At 70.7% G+C, this 19,045-nt stretch carries 18 protein-coding genes and 2 pseudogenes; 12 read left to right on the top strand and 8 right to left on the bottom strand.

The annotated features are described in order from the left end of the window. The 7 genes and pseudogenes from H4N64_RS27685 to pssA form a co-directional block, all read left to right on the top strand. Nucleotides 1-330 (top strand): annotated as a pseudogene (locus tag H4N64_RS27685) (crotonyl-CoA carboxylase/reductase); the annotation flags it as partial. 10 nt (nt 331-340) lie between these two features. Continuing rightward, nucleotides 341-2,368 carry a protein meaA gene (locus tag H4N64_RS27680; protein ID WP_186285146.1) on the top strand — a complete coding sequence of 676 codons (2,028 nt, stop codon included), beginning with the start codon at nt 341-343 and terminating at the stop codon, nt 2,366-2,368. Further along, nucleotides 2,365-3,327, top strand: coding sequence for an HpcH/HpaI aldolase/citrate lyase family protein (locus H4N64_RS27675; protein WP_186285145.1), 963 nt, complete (start codon nt 2,365-2,367; stop codon nt 3,325-3,327). The genes H4N64_RS27680 and H4N64_RS27675 overlap by 4 nt, the downstream gene beginning before the upstream one ends. A gap of 4 nt (nt 3,328-3,331) precedes the next feature. Beyond that, entirely contained in the window at nt 3,332-3,844 is a 513-nt protein-coding gene (locus tag H4N64_RS27670; RefSeq protein ID WP_186285144.1) for a MaoC family dehydratase, read from the top strand. 2 nt (nt 3,845-3,846) lie between these two features. Next, complete coding sequence (locus H4N64_RS27665) at nt 3,847-5,052, top strand: acyl-CoA dehydrogenase family protein (protein WP_186285143.1); 1,206 nt, start codon at nt 3,847-3,849, stop codon at nt 5,050-5,052. Between the two features lie 170 nt (nt 5,053-5,222). Next, nucleotides 5,223-5,879 (top strand): phosphatidylserine decarboxylase, encoded by a 657-nt coding sequence (locus tag H4N64_RS27660; RefSeq protein ID WP_186285142.1) that lies wholly within the window; start codon nt 5,223-5,225, stop codon nt 5,877-5,879. A 22-nt stretch (nt 5,880-5,901) separates the two neighbouring features. Further along, nucleotides 5,902-6,720 (top strand): CDP-diacylglycerol--serine O-phosphatidyltransferase, encoded by an 819-nt coding sequence (gene pssA, locus H4N64_RS27655; protein WP_186285154.1) that lies wholly within the window; start codon nt 5,902-5,904, stop codon nt 6,718-6,720. A gap of 114 nt (nt 6,721-6,834) precedes the next feature. Here pssA and H4N64_RS27650 read toward each other — a convergent pair whose 3' ends face one another. Beyond that, a complete protein-coding gene (locus H4N64_RS27650) occupies nt 6,835-7,953 on the bottom strand; it encodes a glycerate kinase (protein WP_186285153.1) in 1,119 nt (372 codons plus the stop codon). 171 nt (nt 7,954-8,124) lie between these two features. On the opposite strand from H4N64_RS27650, the gene H4N64_RS27645 reads away from it, so the two are divergent. Together H4N64_RS27645 and H4N64_RS27640 are read left to right on the top strand one after the other, a co-directional pair. Further along, nucleotides 8,125-9,198, top strand: coding sequence for an ADP-ribosylglycohydrolase family protein (locus H4N64_RS27645; RefSeq protein WP_186285141.1), 1,074 nt, complete (start codon nt 8,125-8,127; stop codon nt 9,196-9,198). A gap of 21 nt (nt 9,199-9,219) precedes the next feature. Then, complete coding sequence (locus H4N64_RS27640) at nt 9,220-9,711, top strand: NUDIX domain-containing protein (protein WP_186285140.1); 492 nt, start codon at nt 9,220-9,222, stop codon at nt 9,709-9,711. 16 nt (nt 9,712-9,727) lie between these two features. Here H4N64_RS27640 and H4N64_RS27635 read toward each other — a convergent pair whose 3' ends face one another. Next, complete coding sequence (locus H4N64_RS27635; protein WP_186285139.1) at nt 9,728-9,928, bottom strand: type II toxin-antitoxin system VapB family antitoxin; 201 nt, start codon at nt 9,926-9,928, stop codon at nt 9,728-9,730. An 82-nt stretch (nt 9,929-10,010) separates the two neighbouring features. On the opposite strand from H4N64_RS27635, the gene H4N64_RS27630 reads away from it, so the two are divergent. Further along, nucleotides 10,011-10,736: an SIR2 family NAD-dependent protein deacylase gene (locus H4N64_RS27630; protein ID WP_186285138.1), complete on the top strand. Its 726-nt coding sequence runs from the start codon at nt 10,011-10,013 to the stop codon at nt 10,734-10,736. Between the two features lie 14 nt (nt 10,737-10,750). Continuing rightward, nucleotides 10,751-11,017: pseudogene (locus H4N64_RS27625) on the top strand (VOC family protein); the annotation flags it as partial. A gap of 242 nt (nt 11,018-11,259) precedes the next feature. Here H4N64_RS27625 and H4N64_RS27615 read toward each other — a convergent pair. Genes H4N64_RS27615 through H4N64_RS27605 form a run of 3 tightly spaced genes read right to left on the bottom strand, consistent with a single transcriptional unit; the run spans nt 11,260 to nt 15,193 of the window. Further along, nucleotides 11,260-11,742, bottom strand: a complete 483-nt coding sequence (locus H4N64_RS27615; RefSeq protein ID WP_186285137.1) for a methylated-DNA--[protein]-cysteine S-methyltransferase — start codon at nt 11,740-11,742, stop codon at nt 11,260-11,262. Nucleotides 11,743-11,751: 9 nt separating this feature from the next. Next, nucleotides 11,752-13,227: an AlkA N-terminal domain-containing protein gene (locus H4N64_RS27610; protein ID WP_272491822.1), complete on the bottom strand. Its 1,476-nt coding sequence runs from the start codon at nt 13,225-13,227 to the stop codon at nt 11,752-11,754. A 49-nt stretch (nt 13,228-13,276) separates the two neighbouring features. Beyond that, nucleotides 13,277-15,193, bottom strand: coding sequence for a heavy metal translocating P-type ATPase (locus H4N64_RS27605; RefSeq protein ID WP_186285136.1), 1,917 nt, complete (start codon nt 15,191-15,193; stop codon nt 13,277-13,279). A gap of 56 nt (nt 15,194-15,249) precedes the next feature. On the opposite strand from H4N64_RS27605, the gene H4N64_RS27600 reads away from it, so the two are divergent. Then, complete coding sequence (locus tag H4N64_RS27600; RefSeq protein WP_186285135.1) at nt 15,250-15,606, top strand: ArsR/SmtB family transcription factor; 357 nt, start codon at nt 15,250-15,252, stop codon at nt 15,604-15,606. A 3-nt stretch (nt 15,607-15,609) separates the two neighbouring features. On the opposite strand, the gene H4N64_RS27595 is transcribed toward H4N64_RS27600, so the two are convergent. The 3 genes from H4N64_RS27595 to H4N64_RS27585 form a co-directional block, all read right to left on the bottom strand. Next, nucleotides 15,610-16,893, bottom strand: coding sequence for a hypothetical protein (locus H4N64_RS27595; protein ID WP_186285134.1), 1,284 nt, complete (start codon nt 16,891-16,893; stop codon nt 15,610-15,612). A 98-nt stretch (nt 16,894-16,991) separates the two neighbouring features. After that, complete coding sequence (locus tag H4N64_RS27590) at nt 16,992-17,501, bottom strand: O-acetyl-ADP-ribose deacetylase (RefSeq protein WP_186285133.1); 510 nt, start codon at nt 17,499-17,501, stop codon at nt 16,992-16,994. After that, nucleotides 17,498-18,907, bottom strand: a complete 1,410-nt coding sequence (locus tag H4N64_RS27585; RefSeq protein ID WP_186285132.1) for a phytoene desaturase family protein — start codon at nt 18,905-18,907, stop codon at nt 17,498-17,500. The genes H4N64_RS27590 and H4N64_RS27585 overlap by 4 nt, the downstream gene beginning before the upstream one ends. Nucleotides 18,908-19,045: the final 138 nt, after the last annotated feature.

Below are 19,045 nucleotides of genomic sequence, written 5' to 3'. Positions count from 1 at the left end.
ACCACCTGCGCCTCGACCTCGGGCTACATGCACGAGTACGACAACCGCTACCTGTGGATGTCGCTGAAGCGGATCATCGGCTCGCACTTCGCCAACTACCGCGAGGCCTGGGAGGCCAACCGGCTGATCGCGAAGGGCAAGATCCACCCGACGCTGTCGAAGGTCTACTCCCTGGAGGACACCGGCCAGGCCGCGTTCGACGTGCACCGCAACCTCCACCAGGGCAAGGTCGGCGTGCTGTGCCTGGCCCCCGAGGAGGGCCTGGGTGTGCGCGACGAGGAGCTGCGCGCCCAGCACATCGACGCCATCAACCGCTTCCGCAACATCTGAGGGCCGATGCATGACTGAGCGTCAGAAGGACCGGCCGTGGCTGATGCGCACGTACGCCGGTCACTCCACGGCCGAGGCGTCCAACGAGCTGTACCGGCGCAACCTCGCCAAGGGCCAGACGGGTCTGTCCGTCGCCTTCGACCTGCCGACGCAGACCGGCTACGACCCGGACCACGTCCTCGCCCGCGGCGAGGTCGGCCGGGTCGGGGTGCCCGTCTCGCACCTCGGTGACATGCGCCGACTGTTCCAGGACATCCCCCTGGAGCAGATGAACACCTCGATGACCATCAACGCCACCGCCATGTGGCTGCTGGCGCTCTACCAGGTCGTCGCGGAGGAGCAGGGTGCGGACATCACCAAGCTCCAGGGCACGACCCAGAACGACATCGTCAAGGAGTACCTGTCCCGCGGCACGCATGTGTTCCCGCCCGGGCCCTCGCTCCGCCTGACGACGGACATGATCGCGTACACGGTCTCCCACATCCCGAAGTGGAACCCGATCAACATCTGCAGCTACCACCTGCAGGAGGCGGGCGCCACGCCGGTCCAGGAGATCGCGTACGCGATGTCCACGGCGATCGCGGTCCTCGACGCGGTGCGCGACAGCGGCCAGGTCCCCGAGGAGCGCATGGGCGATGTCGTCGCCCGTATCTCCTTCTTCGTGAACGCGGGCGTCCGCTTCGTCGAGGAGATGTGCAAGATGCGCGCCTTCGGCCGCATCTGGGAGAGGATCACCCTTCAGCGCTACGGCATCCAGGACGCCAAGCAGCGCCGCTTCCGCTACGGCGTCCAGGTCAACTCCCTGGGTCTGACGGAGGCGCAGCCGGAGAACAACGTCCAGCGGATCGTGCTGGAGATGCTGGCCGTCACCCTCTCCAAGGACGCCCGCGCGCGTGCCGTCCAACTCCCGGCCTGGAACGAGGCGTTGGGTCTGCCCCGGCCGTGGGACCAGCAGTGGTCGCTGCGGATCCAGCAGGTTCTCGCCCATGAGAGCGATCTGCTGGAGTACGAGGACATCTTCGAGGGCTCGAAGGTGATCGAGTCCAAGGTCGAGGCGCTGGTCGAGGAATCCCTCGCCGAGATCGAGCGGATCCAGGAGATGGGCGGCGCGATGGCCGCCGTCGAGTCCGGCTACCTCAAGTCGCAGCTGGTGGCGTCCCACGCCGAGCGCCGCGCTCGGATCGAGTCCGGCCAGGAGAAGATCGTCGGCGTCAACATCTTCGAGACGACCGAGCCCAACCCGCTCACCGCGGACCTCGACACGGCCATCCAGACGGTCGACCCGGCGGTCGAGGCCCGGGTGATCGCCGCCATGCAGAACTGGCGCGACACCCGCTATCAGCCGCCCTTCAACCACCCGCGCCCCTGCAAGGCGCTGGAGAAGCTGAAGGAGGCCGCCAAGGGCACCGCCAACCTCATGGAGGCCACCCTGGAGTGCGCCCGCGCCGGCGTCACGACCGGTGAGTGGGCCGGGGCCCTGCGCGAGGTGTTCGGCGAGTTCCGGGCGCCCACCGGGGTCTCCTCCGCGCCCGTCGCGGTGACCGCCGAGGAGGGCACGGCGATGGCCGACGTCCGCCGCAGGGTGGATCTCACGGCCAAGGACATGGGCGTCGGCAAGCTGCGCTTCCTGGTCGGCAAGCCGGGCCTGGACGGGCACTCCAACGGCGCCGAGCAGATCGCCGTACGCGCGCGTGACGCCGGTTTCGAGGTGGTCTACCAGGGCATCCGGCTCACCCCGGAGCAGATCGTCGACGCGGCCCTCGCCGAGGACGTGCACGCGGTCGGTCTGTCCATCCTCTCCGGCTCGCACGCCCAGCTGGTGCCGGACGTGCTGGAGCGCCTCCGTGTGGCCGGTGCCACAGATATCCCGGTGATCGCCGGTGGCATCATCCCGAATGGTGACGCCGAACAGCTCCGGGCCGCCGGAGTGGCCGCGGTCTTCACCCCGAAGGACTTCGACATCACCGGAATCATCGGCCGCATCGTCGATGAGATCCGCAAAGCGAACAAGCTCGACCCCCTGGAGGTCCCCGCATGACCACGGTCAACCGCCTTCGCCCCCGGCGTTCCTGCCTGGCGGTACCGGGCTCGAACCCGCGCTTCCTGGAGAAGGCTCAGGGCCTCCCCGCCGACCAGGTCTTCCTGGACCTGGAGGACGCGTGCGCGCCGCTCGCCAAGCCCGAGGCGCGGCACACCATCGTGAAGTTCCTCAACGAGGGCGACTGGACGGGCAAGACGCGGGTCGTGCGCGTCAACGACTGGACGACCGAGTGGACGTACCGCGATGTCGTGACCGTCGTCGAGGGCGCCGGCCAGAACCTCGACTGCATCATGCTGCCGAAGGTGCAGACCCCCCAGCAGATCGTCGCCCTGGACCTGCTGCTGACGCAGATCGAGAAGACGATGGGCTTCGAGGTCGGCAAGATCGGCATCGAGGCGCAGATCGAGAACGCCCAGGGCCTGAACAACGTCAACGAGATCGCGACGGCCTCCCAGCGCGTCGAGACGATCATCTTCGGCCCGGCCGACTTCATGGCGTCCATCAACATGAAGTCGCTGGTCGTGGGTGAGCAGCCGCCCGGCTACCCGGCGGACGCCTACCACTACATCCTGATGAAGATCCTGATGGCCGCCCGCGCCAACAACCTCCAGGCGATCGACGGCCCCTACCTCCAGATCCGCAACATCGACGGCTACCGCGAGGTCGCCCAGCGCGCCGCCGCGCTCGGCTTCGACGGCAAGTGGGTGCTGCACCCGGGCCAGGTCGAGGCGTCCAACGAGATCTTCTCGCCCTCGCAGGAGGACTTCGACCACGCCGAGCTGATCCTGGACGCGTACGACTACTACACGTCCGAGGCGGGCGGCAAGAAGGGCTCCGCGATGCTCGGCGACGAGATGATCGACGAGGCCAGCCGCAAGATGGCCCTGGTCATCTCCGGCAAGGGCCGCGCCGCCGGCATGCAGCGCACCAGCAAGTTCGAGATCCCGGAGGCGTAAGGCCATGCAGTTCGGACGCACCTACGAGGAGTTCGAGGTCGGGGCGACGTACAAGCACTGGCCGGGAAAGACGGTCACGGAGTACGACGACCACCTGTTCTGTCTCCTCACCATGAACCACCACCCGCTCCACATGGACGTCAACTATGCGGAGAAGACGACGGACTTCGGCAAGAACGTCGTCGTCGGGAACTACATCTACTCGCTGCTGCTCGGCATGAGCGTGCCGGACATCTCCGGCAAGGCGATCGCCAACCTGGAGATCGAGTCGCTCAAGCACGTGGCGCCGACCTTCCACGGCGACACCATCTACGGGCAGACGACCGTGCTCGACAAGTGGCCGTCGAAGTCGAAGAGCGACCGCGGCATCGTCTACGTCGAGACCAAGGGCTACAAGCAGGACGGCACGCTGGTCTGCGTGTTCCGCCGCAAGGTGATGGTGCCGACCGAGACGTACATCAAGGAGCGCGGCGGCGAGCAGCCCGGCCGCCCCGAGCTCAAGGAGCAGGAGAAGTAGCCATGGCGCGACTCGCCCAGACCGCCGGTCTGACCGATATCCAGCAGGAGATCCTGTCCACCGTTCGGGACTTCGTGGACAAGGAGATCATTCCGGTCGCGACCGAGCTGGAGCACCGCGACGAGTATCCGCAGCAGATCGTCGACGGCCTCAAGGAGTTGGGCCTGTTCGGTCTGATGATCCCCGAGGAGTACGGGGGTCTGGGCGAGTCGCTGCTGACGTACGCCCTCTGTGTGGAGGAGATCGCGCGCGGCTGGATGTCGGTGTCCGGCATCATCAACACCCACTTCATCGTGGCGTACATGCTCAAGCAGCACGGCACACAGGAGCAGAAGGACCACTTCCTGCCGCGCATGGCGGCCGGCGACATCCGCGGTGCCTTCTCGATGTCGGAGCCCGGTCTGGGTTCGGATGTGTCGGCGATCACATCCAAGGCGGTCAGGGACGGCGACGAGTACGTCCTGAACGGCCAGAAGATGTGGCTGACGAACGGCGGAACGTCGTCTCTGGTCGCCGTTCTGGTGCGAAGTGACGAAGGACACCCCGAGGGCACGGCGCCGCACAAGTCGATGACGACCTTTCTCGTCGAGAAGGAGCCCGGCTTCGGTGAGGTCCGCCCCGGCCTGACCATTCCGGGCAAGATCGACAAGATGGGGTACAAGGGGGTCGACACGACCGAACTCATCATGGACGGCCTGCGCGTTCCGGTGGATCGCGTGCTCGGCGGGGTCACCGGCCGAGGTTTTTACCAAATGATGGACGGCGTGGAGGTCGGCCGCGTCAACGTGGCGGCGCGTGGTTGCGGTGTCGCTCAGCGTGCGTTCGAACTCGGTGTCCAGTACGCCCAGCAGCGTCACACTTTCGGCAAGCCGATCGCCCAGCACCAGGCGATCCAGTTCAAGCTCGCCGAGATGGCTACCAAGGTCGAGGCCGCGCATGCGATGATGGTGAACGCGGCACGCAAAAAGGACTCCGGGGAACGAAACGACCTTGAGGCTGGGATGGCGAAGTACCTCGCCTCCGAGTACTGCAAGGAGGTCGTTGAGGACGCCTTCCGGATCCACGGCGGCTACGGCTTCTCCAAGGAGTACGAGATCGAGCGCCTCTACCGTGAGGCTCCGATGCTGCTGATCGGCGAAGGTACCGCCGAGATCCAGAAAATGATCATCGGTCGTCGGCTGCTCGAAGAGTATCGATTCCAGGGCTGATTGTCCGGATACGGGGTGTTTTCTTGGAGAAGAAGATCACACCCCGTCAACACTCTTCAGCCGCCTACTCGGCTTCCTGGCTTGCCCAGTTGTGGCCCGCGACCGGTACGATCCCGGGAAAGCCGCCGTCCCCCCTCACTGCGCGGCATCATCCGCTACGAAGGTCATCCATGCCCCACAGCCAAACCTCTGCACCTCGCGACAGCCGGGCCGGCGTACGCCTCGCGCGCGGAGCATCGCCGTGGCTTCTCCCGACCGTCGCCACCGCAGCCCTCAGCCTGGCCAAGGCCCGCCGCTCCGGCGCCGCCCGGGCCGTGGCCGTGCCCGCCACCGCCCTCGCGGCGGGCATGCTGTGGTTCTTCCGCGACCCCGAGCGCGAGATCGCCCAGGGCCGGGTCATCTCGCCCGCCGACGGTGTGGTGCAGAGCATCATGCCGTGGAAGGACGGTCGCACCCGCGTCGCGATCTTCATGAGCCCGCTCAACGTCCACGTCAACCGCGCCCCCCTCTCCGGCACGGTGGCCTCGGTCGAGCACATCCCAGGTGGGTTCGTTCCGGCGTTCAACAAGGAGAGCGAGAACAACGAGCGCGTAGTCTGGCATTTCGACACCGAACTCGGGGACATCGAGATGATCCAGATCGCAGGCGCGGTCGCCCGCCGCATCGTGCCGTACATCCCTCAGGGGACGAAGGTCGAGCAGGGTGACCGGATCGGTCTGATCCGCTTCGGCTCGCGTGTCGACATCTACCTGCCCGAGGGCGTGGAGGTCGCGGTCGAGGTCGGGCAGAAGACCGTGGCTGGGGTGACTCGCATTGACCGTGATTGATCCGGAAACTCAGGCGGGCTGGGTGCCCGAGGCGGACGAGGTGGACGAAGAGGAGGAGATGCCCCTCTCTCTCCGCCTCTCGATAGCGGACACCCTCACCCTCGGCAACGCCACGTGCGGCTTCATGGCGGTGTACTTCACCACCACGGGGATCTTGATCCCGCACCTCACCGGCAGCCAGGAGACGGGCATGGCCCGGCACAGCGCGGCGACCGCCGTGATCCTGATGCTCTGCGCCGCGGTCTTCGACCTGTTCGACGGCCTGGTGGCGCGCAAGCTCCGCTCCTCCCCCATGGGCGCCGAGCTGGACAACCTCTCCGATCTGATCAGCTTCGGCCTGGCGCCGGCGTACTTCGTGCTGGTCTACGGCATGGTCGCGGACGACGCGCACCAGAGAGTGGCCGCGGTCGGCGCGATCGTGGTGCTGCTGGCGGTGGTGCTGCGGCTTGCGCGCTTCTCGTGCGTGACGGTCCCGAACGGCATGTTCCAAGGCATGCCTTCCCCGTTCGGGGCGCTGACGGTGGTCTCGATCGTGCTGCTGGAGCTGCCCTTCGTGGCGACGCTGCTGGCGATCCTGGGTACGGCGTGGCTGATGGTGAGCCGCGTGGAGTACCCGAAGCCGCGGGGCCGGCTCGCGGTGGCGATGCTGTCCTGGATCGTCGTGTCGATGGGTCTGCTGGCGGCCTGGGCCTTCGACGCCCCGAGCGGCCAGCTGCTCCTCCAGACCGGCTGCGCCCTCCAGCTGGTCACAGGCGCGGTGATCCCGCTGTTCGCCACGGCGCGCCGGGTGAACAACTTCCGCGACAACCGCCGCGAGGCGCGAGCCGCACAGCTTCCGTAGCGCCGGTACTTCGAAGGCCCCGGATCCGTCTTCTACGACGGACTCCGGGGCCTTTGGGTTTTCTTCGCCCCGCCGCCCCTACAGCCCGTAGGGCGCTTGAGGACGAGGCCTGCGTCAGCGCAGGAAGTCCTCCGCGATGCGGGACGCCGAGCGCTCCAGGATGGGGCCCGCGTCCGCGATGCACTTCGCCACGTCCGGCTCGATCTCCGTCAGGGGGTACGCGCGCCGCATGCCTGCCCGGCCCAGGGCCTGCGGGGGGAGGGCCAGGCGGCCGCAGACCGCTACGACCTCCTTGCCGGCCGCCCGCGCCGCCGCCGCGACCCCCGCCGGGGCCTTGCCGTGCAGCGTCTGCTCGTCCAGGGAGCCCTCCCCGGTGATCACCAGATCCGCCCGCTCCAGCGCCGGCCCGAAGCCCAGCACATCGAGCATCACCTCGATTCCGGGGCGGAACCGGGCGCCGAGGAGCAGGGCGCCGTAGCCGATGCCGCCCGCAGCGCCCGCGCCCGGCGAGGCGGCGTACTCGGCGGCCTTGGAGCCGATCGAGCCCTCCAGCACCTTCGCGAAGTGCGCGAGCGCCGCGTCCAGCGTGGCCACGTCGTCCGGCGAGGCCCCCTTCTGCGGCCCGTAGACCGCCGGGGCGCCCTTGGGCCCCGTCAAGGGGTTGTCGACATCGCTCGCGAGGACCAGCTCGACCGAGGCCAGACGCGGGTCCAGACCGGAGAGGTCCGCCGAGGCCAGTTCCCCGAGCCCCCCACCGCCCGGCGCCACCGGCTCACCGTCCGCGTCCAGGAACCGCGCACCCAGCGCGGAGAGCATCCCGGCGCCGCCGTCGGTCGTGGCGCTGCCGCCGACGCCGAAGACGATGGTCCGGGCGCCCGCGTCGAGGGCGGCCCGCAGCAGTTCCCCGGAGCCGTACGTGGAGGCGGTCAGGGGCGCGAAGACACCCGCCGGAAGCCGCTGGAGCCCACTGGCCTCCGCCATCTCGACGACGGCCGTGTCACCGCGCAGCGCGAACGCCGCCGTGACCTCGTCACCGAGGGGCCCCGCGACCCGTACCTCATGCCGCGAGAACCCGGCCGCGACCGCGGCGTCCACGGTGCCGTCGCCGCCGTCGGCCACGGGCAGCGCCTCGACGTCCACGTCGGGCACGACCTGCCGCAGCCCGGCCGTCACCCGTTCGGCGACCTGTACGGCCGTGAGCGAGCCCTTGAACTTGTCCGCGGCGATGAGCACGCGCTGTGTCACCTGTGATCCCCTTGCTCTCCGGGCCTCGCGCATGTCAAGGCCAGTCGCGCCGCTGCGACCTTAACCGCAGGACGCCCTCGCCGTCATGCCCCGACCGGTCCCTGGACCGGGCCGGACGCCCCGCTGTCCGGGCCCCGCGGAATCGGGTAGACCGGTGCTATGACCCCTGTGGGCACCGAGCCAGAGCTCACCGACCGCGTCCTCGGGGGCTGGCTGGGCCGGATCGCCGGCAACATGCTGGGCAAACCGGTCGAGCAGGGCGACCTGTGGACGCGGGACCGTATCGACCGCTATCTGCGGCGGGCAGCCTCCCTGCCGCTCACCGACTATCTGCCCGAGCCGCCGCCCGGCGACGACGACGCCTTCGAACTGCGCCCCGAGTGGCGCCAGTGCGTGCGCGGCCGGATCCACGGCAGCTGCCGGGACGACGACGTCGACTACGCGATCCTCGGCCTGGACCTGCTGGAGACCCATGGCTTCGGCTTCAGCACCGAGCAGGTCGGCGATCTGTGGCTGCTGCGGCTGCCGTACCTGCAGACCTTCACGGCCGAGCGGGCGGCGTACCGGAATCTCGCCAACGGGCTCAAGCCGCCGCTGACCGCCACCTTCGACAACCCGTACCAGGAGTGGATCGGCGCCCTGATCCGGGCCGACATCTACGGCTGGACCTGCCCCGCCGACCCGCGCCGCGCCGCCTCCCTGGCCCGCCGGGACGCCGTGCTGTCGCACACCGGCAACGGCGTGTACGGGGCGATGTGGGCGGCGGCGCTGGTCTCGGCGGCGTTCGACGCGCCCACCGTCCGGCACGCCCTCAACGAGGCGCTCACCGTGATCCCGGCGAGCAGCCGCCTCGCGCGCACCGTGCGCCGGGTGATCTCGCTCCATGACACCCGGATGACCTGGGAGGACACGCTCACCACGGTGTCCGAGGAGACCGCGGGCCTCGGCTGGATCCACACCGTCCCGAACGCCGCCGTCCTCACCGCGGGCCTGCTGTACGGCGACGGCGACTTCACCCGCACCATCACCCTCACCGTCCGCGGCGGCCTGGACACCGACTCCAACGGGGCCACCGCCGGTTCGGTGGCCGGGGTGCTGACCGGGGCGCAGGCGATCCCGGCGCAGTGGCGGGACCCGTTGGAGGACACGGTGCGCAGTGCGGTGTTCGGGTTCGACGGGGTGCGGATCAGTGAGCTGGCGGAGCGGACACTGCGGTTGGTCGGGAGCGAGTGACGCGGTGGTTACCCTTCCTGGATGACCACTCAGGACTTCGCCACGTACATCGCGGGGCTCCCCCGCGTCCTCGCCGGTGCCGCCGCCCTGTTCCGGGACACGGAGGGCCGGGTGCTGCTCGTCGAGCCCAACTACCGTGAGGGCTGGGCGCTTCCGGGCGGTACGGTCGAGTCCGACGAGGGCGAGACCCCGCGCCGGGGCGCGCGCCGGGAGACGGCCGAGGAGATCGGGCTCGACGTCCCGCTCGGCCCGCTGCTCGCGGTGGACTGGGTGCACGGCACGGGCCGACCGCCGCTGGTCGCCTATCTGTACGACGGTGGTGTCCTCGGCGAGGACGACTTCAAGGCGATCCGGCTGCAGGAGGAGGAGTTGCTGTCCTGGCGTCTGGTCCCGCGCGAGGAGCTCACCGAGTATCTGCCGGGTGCCCTGGGCCGCCGGGTGCTGGTCGCGCTGGACGTGCTCGCGGACGGCGGGGGCGCGGCGGAGTTGGAGAACGGGCGCCGGGTCGGCTGATCCGGCTCGGGCGGGGTCAGCCCTCGACGTCCTTGGGCCTTGCGTCCACCTCGCGCGGCGCGTCGTCGCGTGCGGCGAGGCGGGCCTCGGTGCGGTGACCGCGTGCGATGTAGTCGCGGACGACGAGTTCGACGGCATCCTGGGGACTGCCCACGCCCGCGAGGACCATGGCTTCGACGACGAGTTCGGCGTCGAGCGAGACGGTGACCTTGGCCATGCGCGGACGCCACCACCGGCCGCCGCCCCACGACCCGAATATCCGATCGCCGCACCCCTGGCCCCGGCCTACTCTCGGTGGCATGACCAAGCCCCTCGTCGCCATCCTCAGCGGCGCCGGTATCAGCACGGACTCCGGGATCCCCGACTACCGCGGGCCGAACGGTCTGTGGCGGCGGGACCCGGACGCCGAGAAGCTGGTGACGTACGAGTACTACATGGGCGATCCGGAGATCCGCCGTCGCTCGTGGCAGATGCGGCGCAAGAACCGCACGCTGAAGGCCGAGCCGAACGCCGCGCACCACGCGGTCGCCGAGCTGGAGCGGTCCGGGGTGCCGGTGAGGGTGATCACGCAGAACGTGGACGGGCTGCACCAGCTCGCCGGGATGCCGGCCCGCAAGGTGCTCGAACTGCACGGCAGCGCACGCGGCGTGGTGTGCACCGGCTGTCATGCGCGGGGCCCGATGGAGGACGCGATCGCCCGGGTCGAGGCCGGTGAGGAGGATCCGCCGTGCCTGGAGTGCGGCGGGATCCTGAAGTCGGCCACGGTGATGTTCGGCGAGCGCCTCGACCCGGTCGTGCTCGGTGAGGCGGTCGCGATCACCAAGGCCTGCCAGGTGTTCATCGCGGTCGGCACCAGCCTCCAGGTCCAGCCCGCGGCGGGCCTCGCCGGCATCGCCGCCGACCACGGCGCACGGCTCGTCATCGTCAACGCCGAGCCGACACCGTACGACGAACTCGCCGACGAGGTGATCCACGAGCCGATCGGCACGGCACTGCCCGAACTGCTGCGCGGGATCGGCTGGTAGCCCAGGATGCGATCATGACTTCTCGGATCCGCCACGTGACGATCGACTCCGCCGACGCCTACCGCCTCGGCGAGTTCTGGTCCCGAGTGCTGGACCTGCCCCTGCACGAGGACGACAAGCCCGGGGACGAGTACGCGCTGATCGAGGGGGCGGGACTGCTGTTCGTCACCGTCCCCGAGCCCAAGACCGTCAAGAACCGGGTGCACCTGGACCTTGAGCCGCAGGACCGCACCCGGGACGAGGAGGTCGAGCGGGTCCTCGCCCTCGGCGCGATAGCGGTTCACCCAGCGGTGGGCGCACTGGCGGGAGACACCGAGCTCTTTCGCGACGTGAGCGACCGGACGCCGGTCCAGTACGACACGGCGCACCAGCAGGCATCTGCCGTGAAAGGTCAGCCGGGCATTAGCGTGGGCCACCAGGACCTCCGAGGTGAGTGAAAGACGGCAATCTCCACTACGCCCGGAGGTCCTGCTTTGATCAACTACCGACGCCTACGTGTCACCAACGTGTCGGCCGAGTACACCTAGAACAGCGCCGTGCCGCTCTCGAAGTCCAGCAGTCTCTTCTTGCGGTCCAGGCCGCCGCCGTAGCCGGTGAGGCTGCCGTTGGCGCCTACGACGCGGTGGCAGGGGACGATGATGCCGATCGGGTTCTTGCCGTTGGCGAGGCCGACGGCGCGGGAGGCGCCGGGGTTGCCGAGGGCGTCGGCCAGGTCGCCGTACGAGCGGGTCTCGCCGTAGGGGATCTTGCGGAGCTGGTTCCAGACGCCGCGCTGGAACGGTGTGCCCTTCAGGCGCAGGTCGAGGGTGAACTCCTTCAACTCGCCCGCGAAATAGGCCTCCAGTTGTTCCTCGGCCTCCGCGAACAGGGTGTCGTCTCGGTCGCCGAAGGTCTCCTCCGGTGGTCGGTGGCGCTGTTCGGTCATGTAGAGGCCGCACAGGACGCCGTCGTCGGCGACCAGGGTGAGGGGGCCGTACGGGCTGTCGATCATGGTGTGCTGGTGCATGGAACGTCCTTAGACCGGGAGGAAGTTGATCGGGTGGCTGTCGGTCGCCCACAGGTACTGGACGGCGTACGCCCGCCAGGGCCGCCAGGCCGCGGCGCGGGCCGTGAGGGCGGCGGGAGTGGAGGGCAGGCCCAACTCCCCTGCCGCGCGGCGGATTCCGAGGTCGGTGGGGAGGAAGGCGTCGGGGTCACCGAGGGCGCGCATCGCGATGGCGCCGACCGTCCAGGGGCCGAAGCCGGGGAGGGCGAGCAGTCGGCCCCGGGTTTCCTCCCAGTCGCTGTCCACACCCAAGTGGAGGCTTCCGTCGGCGAGTTGGCCGACCAGGGTGGTGAAGGTCGTACGGCGGGTGCGGGGCATCGCCAGTGACTCCGGGTCCACCGCCGCCAGTGCCTCGGGCGCCGGGAAGAGGTGGGTGAGGCCGCCCTCGGGGTCGTCGACCGGCTGACCGTGTGCGGTGACCAGGCGGGCCGCGTGGGTGCGGGCGGCGGCCGTGGAGACCTGCTGGCCGAGCACGGCCCGTACGGCGAACTCCGCCTCGTCGACCGTGCGCGGGACGCGCCGGCCGGGCGCCTTGGCGACCAGGGGTGCGAGCAGTTCGTCCGTGCTGAGCTGCTCGTCGATGGCGACCGGGTCGGCGTCCAGGTCGAGCATGCGGCGGCAGCGGCTGATGGCGACGGCCAGGTCGCGCAGGTCGCTGAGCGTGAGGCGGCACGCGATGTGGTCGGGCCGCGGAGCCAGGGACACGATGCCTTGGCCGTACGGCAGCCGGAGTGTGCGGCGGTACGCGCCGTCCCGCCACTCCTCCACGCCGGGTACGGCGGTCGCGGCGAGGTGGCCGAAGAGGTTGTCGGGGTTGAGGGGGGCGCGGAACGGCAGGCGGAGGACGAGCGCTCCGGGCGTCTGCCCCGGGCGGGGTGCGCGGGCCCGTAGCTCGCTCGGCGCCAGGGCGAAGACCTCGCGCACGGTGTCGTTGAAGGTACGGATGGAGGAGAACCCGGCGGCGAAGGCGATCTCCGCCATCGGCAGCGGGGTCGTCTCGATCAACAGGCGGGCGGTCTGGGCGCGTTGGGCACGGGCCAGCGCGAGCGGGCCCGCGCCGAGCTCGGCGAGGAGTTGGCGTTCGACCTGCCGGGTGCTGTAGCCGAGCCGGGCGGCGAGGCCGGGCACGCCCTCGCGGTCCACGACACCGTCGGCGATCAGCCGCATGGCGCGGGCCACGAGATCGGCGCGCTGGTTCCACTCCGGGGAGCCCGGGCTGGCGTCCGGACGGCACCGCTTGCAGGCCCGGAATCCGGCCTGCTGACAGGCGGCCGCGCTCGGGTGGAACACCATGTTCTCCGGCTTGGGCGCGACCACCGGACAGCTGGGCCGGCAGTAGATCCCGGTGGTCAGGACGGCCGTGTAGAACCATCCGTCGAAGCGCGCGTCCTTGGCCTGGACGGCCCGCACGCAGTGCTCGGTCTCGGTGTGCATCCCCTTCTGCATGCGTCCAGCATCGACCACGCACCGAGGGAGGGCTGGCGAGAATCCGACATCAACCTCGGCGGTCCTGCGCCCATGCCGATTCGCGCAGAAGGCGCAGTCCGTTGAGGCCGACCAGCACGGTCGAGCCCTCGTGACCCGCCACGCCGAGCGGCAGCGGAAGGTGTCCGATCAGGTCCCACAGCACGAGGCCGGTGATGAAGACGCCCGCGATCACCAGATTCTGCACGACCAGCCTGCGGGCGGCCCGGGACAGCCGTACCACCGCGGGCACGGTCGTCAGCTCGTCCCGCACGATCACCGCGGCCGCCGTCTCCAGGGCCAGGTCGGAGCCCGCGCGGCCCATGGCGATGCCGGAGTGGGCGGCGGCGAGGGCGGGGGCGTCGTTGACGCCGTCGCCGACGAAGAGCACCTTGCGGCCCTGGCCCTGAAGGGCGCGTACGGCGTCGACCTTGTCCTCGGGGAGCAGGCCCGCGCGGACGTCGGTGAGCCCCGTGGCCTCGGCGACCCGGGCGGCGGCGCCGGCGTTGTCGCCGGTGAGCAGGACGGGGGCGGTGCCGGTCAGGGAGGTGAGGGCGGCCGTGGTGGCGGGGGCCTCGGCGCGCAGGCGGTCGGTGAGGGTGAGGGTGCCGAGGGGCTTGCCGTCCCGGGTCACTTCCACGGCGGTGGCGTCGCTGTCGACGTCGGCACGGCCCACGCTCACCACGCGCCCCTCGACGGTGGCGGTGACGCCCTGTCCCGGGGTGGCGGTGAATTCCTCGGCGGGCGCCAGGGCGAGGCCACGGGTGCGGGCGGCGGCGACGATCGCCCGGGCCAGCGGGTGCTCGCTGGGGTGTTCGGCGGATGCGGCCAGCGCCAGCAGGGCGTCCTCGTCGAGACCGGACTCCGCCAGCGGGTGCACGGCGGTCACCTCGGGGGCGCCTTCGGTGAGGGTGCCTGTCTTGTCGAGGGCGGCGGTGTCGATCTCGCCGAGGCGTTCCATGGCGACGGCCGACTTGACCAGGACGCCGTGCCGGCCGGCGTTGGCGATGGCGGACAGCAGCGGCGGCATGGTCGCGAGGACCACCGCGCACGGGGAGGCGACGATCATGAAGGTCATGGCCCGCAGCAGGGCGCCGGTGAGATCGGCGCCGAACGCGAGCGGCACGCCGAAGACCGTGAGGGTGGCGATCACGATGCCCACGGCATAGCGCTGCTCGATCTTCTCGATGAACAGCTGCGTCGGCGCCTTGGTGCGGGACGCCTCCTCGACCAGGGTGACGATGCGGGCGATCACCGAGTCGGCGGGGTCGCGCTCGACGCTGACGCTCAGGGCGCCGGCGCCGTTGAGGGTGCCCGCGAAGACCTCGTCGCCGGGGCGCTTGACGACCGGGAGGGGCTCGCCGGTGATGGTGGCCTCGTCGGCCTCGCTGGTGCCGTCCAGGACCCGGCCGTCGGCGCCGATGCGCTCACCGGGGCGGATCAACAGCACGTCGCCGACGGCGAGTTCGGCGGCCGGTACGGTCTCCTCGCCAGCGTCGGTGACCCGGGTGGCGGTGGTGGGCGCGAGGTCGAGCAGGCCGCGCACGGAGTCGGCGGTGCGGGCGGTGGCCAGGGCCTCCAGGGCGCCGGAGGTGGCGAAGATGACGATCAGCAGGGCACCGTCGAGGACCTGGCCGATCGCGGCCGCGCCGAGCGCCGCGACGATCATCAGCAGGTCGACGTCGAGGGTCTTCTCGCGCAGCGCCCGCAGCCCTTCGAGGGCGGGCTCCCAGCCGCCCGCGGCATAGGCGACGGCATACAGCGGACCGAAGGCCCAGGCGGGCGCGCCGGTCAGGTCGAGGGCGAGGCCCAGCAGAAAGGCGACGGTCGCGGCGAGCGCCCAGCGGGCCTCGGGCAGGGCGAGGATCCGGGTGCGGCGGCGGGGGGCCGTCGGGGCGGGTGCGGGGGCGTAGGTGGGGACGAGTGTGGTGGACACGCGGGCCACCATACAGGAACACATGAAGACCCATTCATCTGTTCATGTGTGATGAGTAGGATACGCCCATGGGTCATGGAGCCGTCACCACCACCGACGAAGAGCGCGTGCGCCTGGACGCGGACAATGTCGCGAAGGTGGCGACCACCCTCCAGGCCCTGTCCACCCCCTCCCGGCTGCTGATCCTCGCGCGGCTGCGCGAAGGCCCGCTGCCGGCCACCGAGTTGGCCGCCGAGGTGGGCATGGAGCAGTCCGCCTGCTCGCACCAGCTGCGGCTGCTGCGCAATCTGGGCCTGGTGCTGGGCGAGCGGCGCGGCCGGTCGGTGGTGTACGCGTTGCACGACCACCATGTCGCCGAACTCCTCGACCAGGCCGTCTATCACGTGGAGCATCTGCGGCTGGGGATCAGCGACGTAACGGAGTGAGGGCTACGTCGTAGCCTCGTCCTCGGCCACGAAGTCGACGACCGCGAGGGCGAAGAGCAGGGTGAGGGCCAGGCCGACGACGACCCAGCCGGTCGGGTACGGCCACAGGGCGAACGTCAGGACGACCGCGGCCACCAGCAGCCAGGAGATCCAGGTGCGGTGGCGGTGGACGAAGTGTCCCACCCGGCCGGTGCGCATTCCCGCCCGTTCGGCTGTCGAGCGGACGGCGCCGATGCCCGAGTGCCACATCTGCCGTACGAACCGGGCCCGGCGGCCGGGTCCGGTGAGCCAGGCGGCGAGGGCGACCACCACACCGAGGACGACCGCCACCCGCACGCTGGTACGCAGGAAGCGGATCAGGATGTCGTACACCGACTCGGCGGCGGGCTGGGAGACGCCGGAGGGCAGGGCGTCCAGGTACACCGCGCGGAAGACGGTCAGGGCGATGCCGAGCAGGCCCACGGCGAAGGCGAAGCCGAGCGCGCCGGCGATGAGCGCCTTGCGGCGGTGCGCGGCGAGCAGTACGCCGCCCGCGATCAGAGCGACCGAGATGACGGGGAGCCAGAATCCGATGAGTTGGAGCAGCCGGAACCCCGTACGGGCCCGGCCGATGTCCTCCGAGTGCACGACCGTGATCTCGGTATGGATCTCGGGGATGTTCCCGGCCACGGTCATGCCCTCGTCGACGAGGCGCTCCTTGACCCGTTCGACGACCGGACCGAGGTCCAGGGTCACCGCGTCGCCCTCGACCTTCACGGCGCCGCCGCCTTCGCCGGTCAGTGCCTTCACGACGGTGTCGTGGGCCAGGCGGTTCGCCTCGGTCCAGATCCTGTCGAAGGCGTCCGAGGCGACGACCGCCTGCGCCTTGTCGTGCACGAAGCTGGCGACCGCGGCCTCCAGCGAGGGGCCCAGTCTGCCGAGTGCCTTCTCCACCAGCGGCCGGTCCGCGGCCGGGGTCTGGGAGAGCAGCGCGGTCAGGTCGAGGCGGCTCATCACGGCGTCGGTGACCCGGTTCGCGACGGCGTTCTGGATGTCCCGGTCACGGGCGAGCGGCTCGACCGTGTCGACGTAACGGTCGGTGTCGCCCGCGATGTCAGCGGTCCACGCGGCGACGGCGCCCAGCGGGGCGAGGATGCAGCCGAGGACGATCAGCACGGCGGCGAGCAGCGACTTGACCCGGTGCCGTTCCGGACGCGCGGCACGCTCGGCCTCCAGGGCCGCGACGCGGGCCCGCAGCCCATCGAGTTCCGACTGCTCGGCGCCCGAGGGGTCCCCGTCACCCGCCATGCCCGTGCTCCCTCCTGCTCCACTGTGGTCAGCAGACCCCGTGGGCTGGAGGGAGGCGACCGTGGGCGGGCCGTCCGGGTGAGGGGAAGCGGTGTCGTCTAGTGGAGCTGTCGGTCGAAGGCGTCGTATGCCTGTTCGTCGAAGAGGACGAACGTGATCTCCTCGACCGACGTCTGCGCCGTGCGTACCGTTTCCACCGCGATACGCGCCGCGTCGTCCATCGGCCAGCGGTAGACGCCGGTGGAGACGGCCGGGAAGGCGACCGTGCGGGCGCCCAGCTCGTCGGCGACGCGCAGGGATTCTCGGTAGCAGGAGGCGAGGAGGTCGGAGCGGTCCTCGCTCTGGCTGAAGACGGGGCCGACGGTGTGGATCACCCAGCGGGCGTCCAGTTCGCCGGCCGTCGTGGCGACCGCCTTGCCCGTCGGCAGGCCCTTGCCGTAGTGGGAGGCGCGCAGCTTGCGGCACTCCTCCAGGATCGCGGGACCGCCCCGGCGGTGGATGGCGCCGTCCACACCGCCTCCGCCGAGCAGCGAGGAGTTGGCGGCGTTGACGATGGCGTCGGCGGTCTGCCGTGTGATGTCGCCCTGGACGAGCGTGATGGTGGTCATGTCTGCCTCAGTCTTCTCCAGACGGCCTTCGCCGCGTTGTGCCCCGACATCCCGTGCACGCCGGGTCCGGGCGGGGTGGCGGAGGAGCAGATGAAGACCGCCGGATGCGGGGTGCTGTACGGGAACAGGGACAGTCTGGGGCGGAGCAGGAGCTGGAGTCCGGAGGCCGCGCCGGAGCCGATGTCGCCGCCGACGTAGTTGGCGTTGCGGGCGGCGAGTTCGGGCGGGCCCGCCGTGGCACGGGCGAGGACACGGTCGCGGAAACCCGGGGCGTAGCGCTCCAGTTGGCGTTCGATCGCGTCGGTGAGGTCGCCGGTCCAGCCGTTGGGCACATGGGCGTACGCCCAGAAGACGTGTTTGCCGGCGGGGGCCCGGCCCGGGTCGACGACACTGGGCTGGACCGTGATCATGAACGGCCGGTCGGGCGCCCGGCCCTCCCGGGACGCGGCGCGCAGGGCGGTGCCGATCTCCGCGCTGTCGGCGCCGATCTGCACCGTCCCCGCACGGCGGGCCTCCGGCGCGGTCCATGGGACCGGCCCGTCCAGCGCGTAGTCGATCTTGAAGACGCCCGCGCCGTACCGGTACCGCTCGTAGTAGCGGCCGAGGTCGGCGATCCGGGCCAGGGCCGTGGGTGAGGTGTCGAAGACGTACGCGCGCGCGGGTGGCAGGTCGTCGAGGCGTTTGACTTCGTAGTCGGTGTGGATCGAGCCGCCGAGGTCCTTCAGATACGCGGCGAGCGCGTCCGAGATCGACTGGGAGCCGCCCCGGGCCACCGGCCAGCCCCGGGCGTGCGCGGCCAGGGCGAAGACCAGTCCGACGGCGCCGGTGGCGAAGCCGTTCAGCGGGGCCATCACATGGGCCACGAGACCGGCGAACAGGGTCTTGGCGCGCTCCCCCTGGAAGCGGCGCGTCAGCCAGGTCGACGGAGGCAGTCCGACCAGGCCGAAGCGGGCGAGGGTGACCGGGTCGCGGGGCAGCGCGGTCAGCGGCAGGGACATGAAGTCCCGGGCCAGGTTGTCCCAGTGGGGCAGGAAGGGCTGGACCAGCCTGCGGTACGCCCCCGCGTCCCGTGCCCCGAACGAGGCGGCCGTCTCACCGACCGAGCGGGAGAGCACGGCGGCGGTGCCGTCGGGGAACGGGTGTGCCATGGGCAGTTCGGCGTGCAGCCACTCCAGGCCGTACCGCTCCAGCGGGAGGGCGCGGAACGCCGGGGAGTTGACGCCGAGCGGATGCGCCGCCGAACACGGGTCGTGGCGGAACCCGGGGAGGGTGAGCTCCTCGGTACGGGCTCCCCCGCCGACGGTGTCACGCGCCTCGAACAGGGCCACGGAGAAGCCGCGCCGGGCCAGCTCCACGGCAGCGGTCAGTCCGTTCGGCCCCGCACCCACCACGACCGCATCGAGCATCGACGGCACCTTCGGACCCCTTCGTCAGCCGATGGCCACTCACTGTCAGCATATGACGGGTACGCCTGAGAGCTCGGGCCGATCAGTTGTTCGCGGGCGCGGGAGGGTGGGGGTTGATCGCGCCCACGCGGCGGAGCC

This window comes from Streptomyces cupreus, assembly GCF_014257025.1.
Lineage (GTDB): Bacteria > Actinomycetota > Actinomycetes > Streptomycetales > Streptomycetaceae > Streptomyces > Streptomyces cupreus.
Note: the sequence above shows the minus strand (reverse complement) of the source record. Positions and strands in the feature narration are given on the sequence as shown.

Coding starts and splice junctions, on each gene's coding strand:
- H4N64_RS27610 (WP_272491822.1), bottom strand. CDS start 13,227: ATGCAGAAGGGGATGCACACCGAGACCGAGCACTGCGTGCGGGCCGTC.
- H4N64_RS27585 (WP_186285132.1), bottom strand. CDS start 18,907: ATGCTCGATGCGGTCGTGGTGGGTGCGGGGCCGAACGGACTGACCGCT.
- H4N64_RS27630 (WP_186285138.1), top strand. CDS start 10,011: ATGACCAAGCCCCTCGTCGCCATCCTCAGCGGCGCCGGTATCAGCACG.
- H4N64_RS27645 (WP_186285141.1), top strand. CDS start 8,125: ATGACCCCTGTGGGCACCGAGCCAGAGCTCACCGACCGCGTCCTCGGG.
- H4N64_RS27665 (WP_186285143.1), top strand. CDS start 3,847: ATGGCGCGACTCGCCCAGACCGCCGGTCTGACCGATATCCAGCAGGAG.
- H4N64_RS27635 (WP_186285139.1), bottom strand. CDS start 9,928: ATGGCCAAGGTCACCGTCTCGCTCGACGCCGAACTCGTCGTCGAAGCC.
- H4N64_RS27675 (WP_186285145.1), top strand. CDS start 2,365: ATGACCACGGTCAACCGCCTTCGCCCCCGGCGTTCCTGCCTGGCGGTA.
- H4N64_RS27640 (WP_186285140.1), top strand. CDS start 9,220: ATGACCACTCAGGACTTCGCCACGTACATCGCGGGGCTCCCCCGCGTC.
- H4N64_RS27615 (WP_186285137.1), bottom strand. CDS start 11,742: ATGCACCAGCACACCATGATCGACAGCCCGTACGGCCCCCTCACCCTG.
- H4N64_RS27600 (WP_186285135.1), top strand. CDS start 15,250: ATGGGTCATGGAGCCGTCACCACCACCGACGAAGAGCGCGTGCGCCTG.
- H4N64_RS27660 (WP_186285142.1), top strand. CDS start 5,223: ATGCCCCACAGCCAAACCTCTGCACCTCGCGACAGCCGGGCCGGCGTA.
- H4N64_RS27590 (WP_186285133.1), bottom strand. CDS start 17,501: ATGACCACCATCACGCTCGTCCAGGGCGACATCACACGGCAGACCGCC.
- H4N64_RS27605 (WP_186285136.1), bottom strand. CDS start 15,193: ATGGTGGCCCGCGTGTCCACCACACTCGTCCCCACCTACGCCCCCGCA.
- H4N64_RS27670 (WP_186285144.1), top strand. CDS start 3,332: ATGCAGTTCGGACGCACCTACGAGGAGTTCGAGGTCGGGGCGACGTAC.
- H4N64_RS27595 (WP_186285134.1), bottom strand. CDS start 16,893: ATGGCGGGTGACGGGGACCCCTCGGGCGCCGAGCAGTCGGAACTCGAT.
- H4N64_RS27680 (WP_186285146.1), top strand. CDS start 341: ATGACTGAGCGTCAGAAGGACCGGCCGTGGCTGATGCGCACGTACGCC.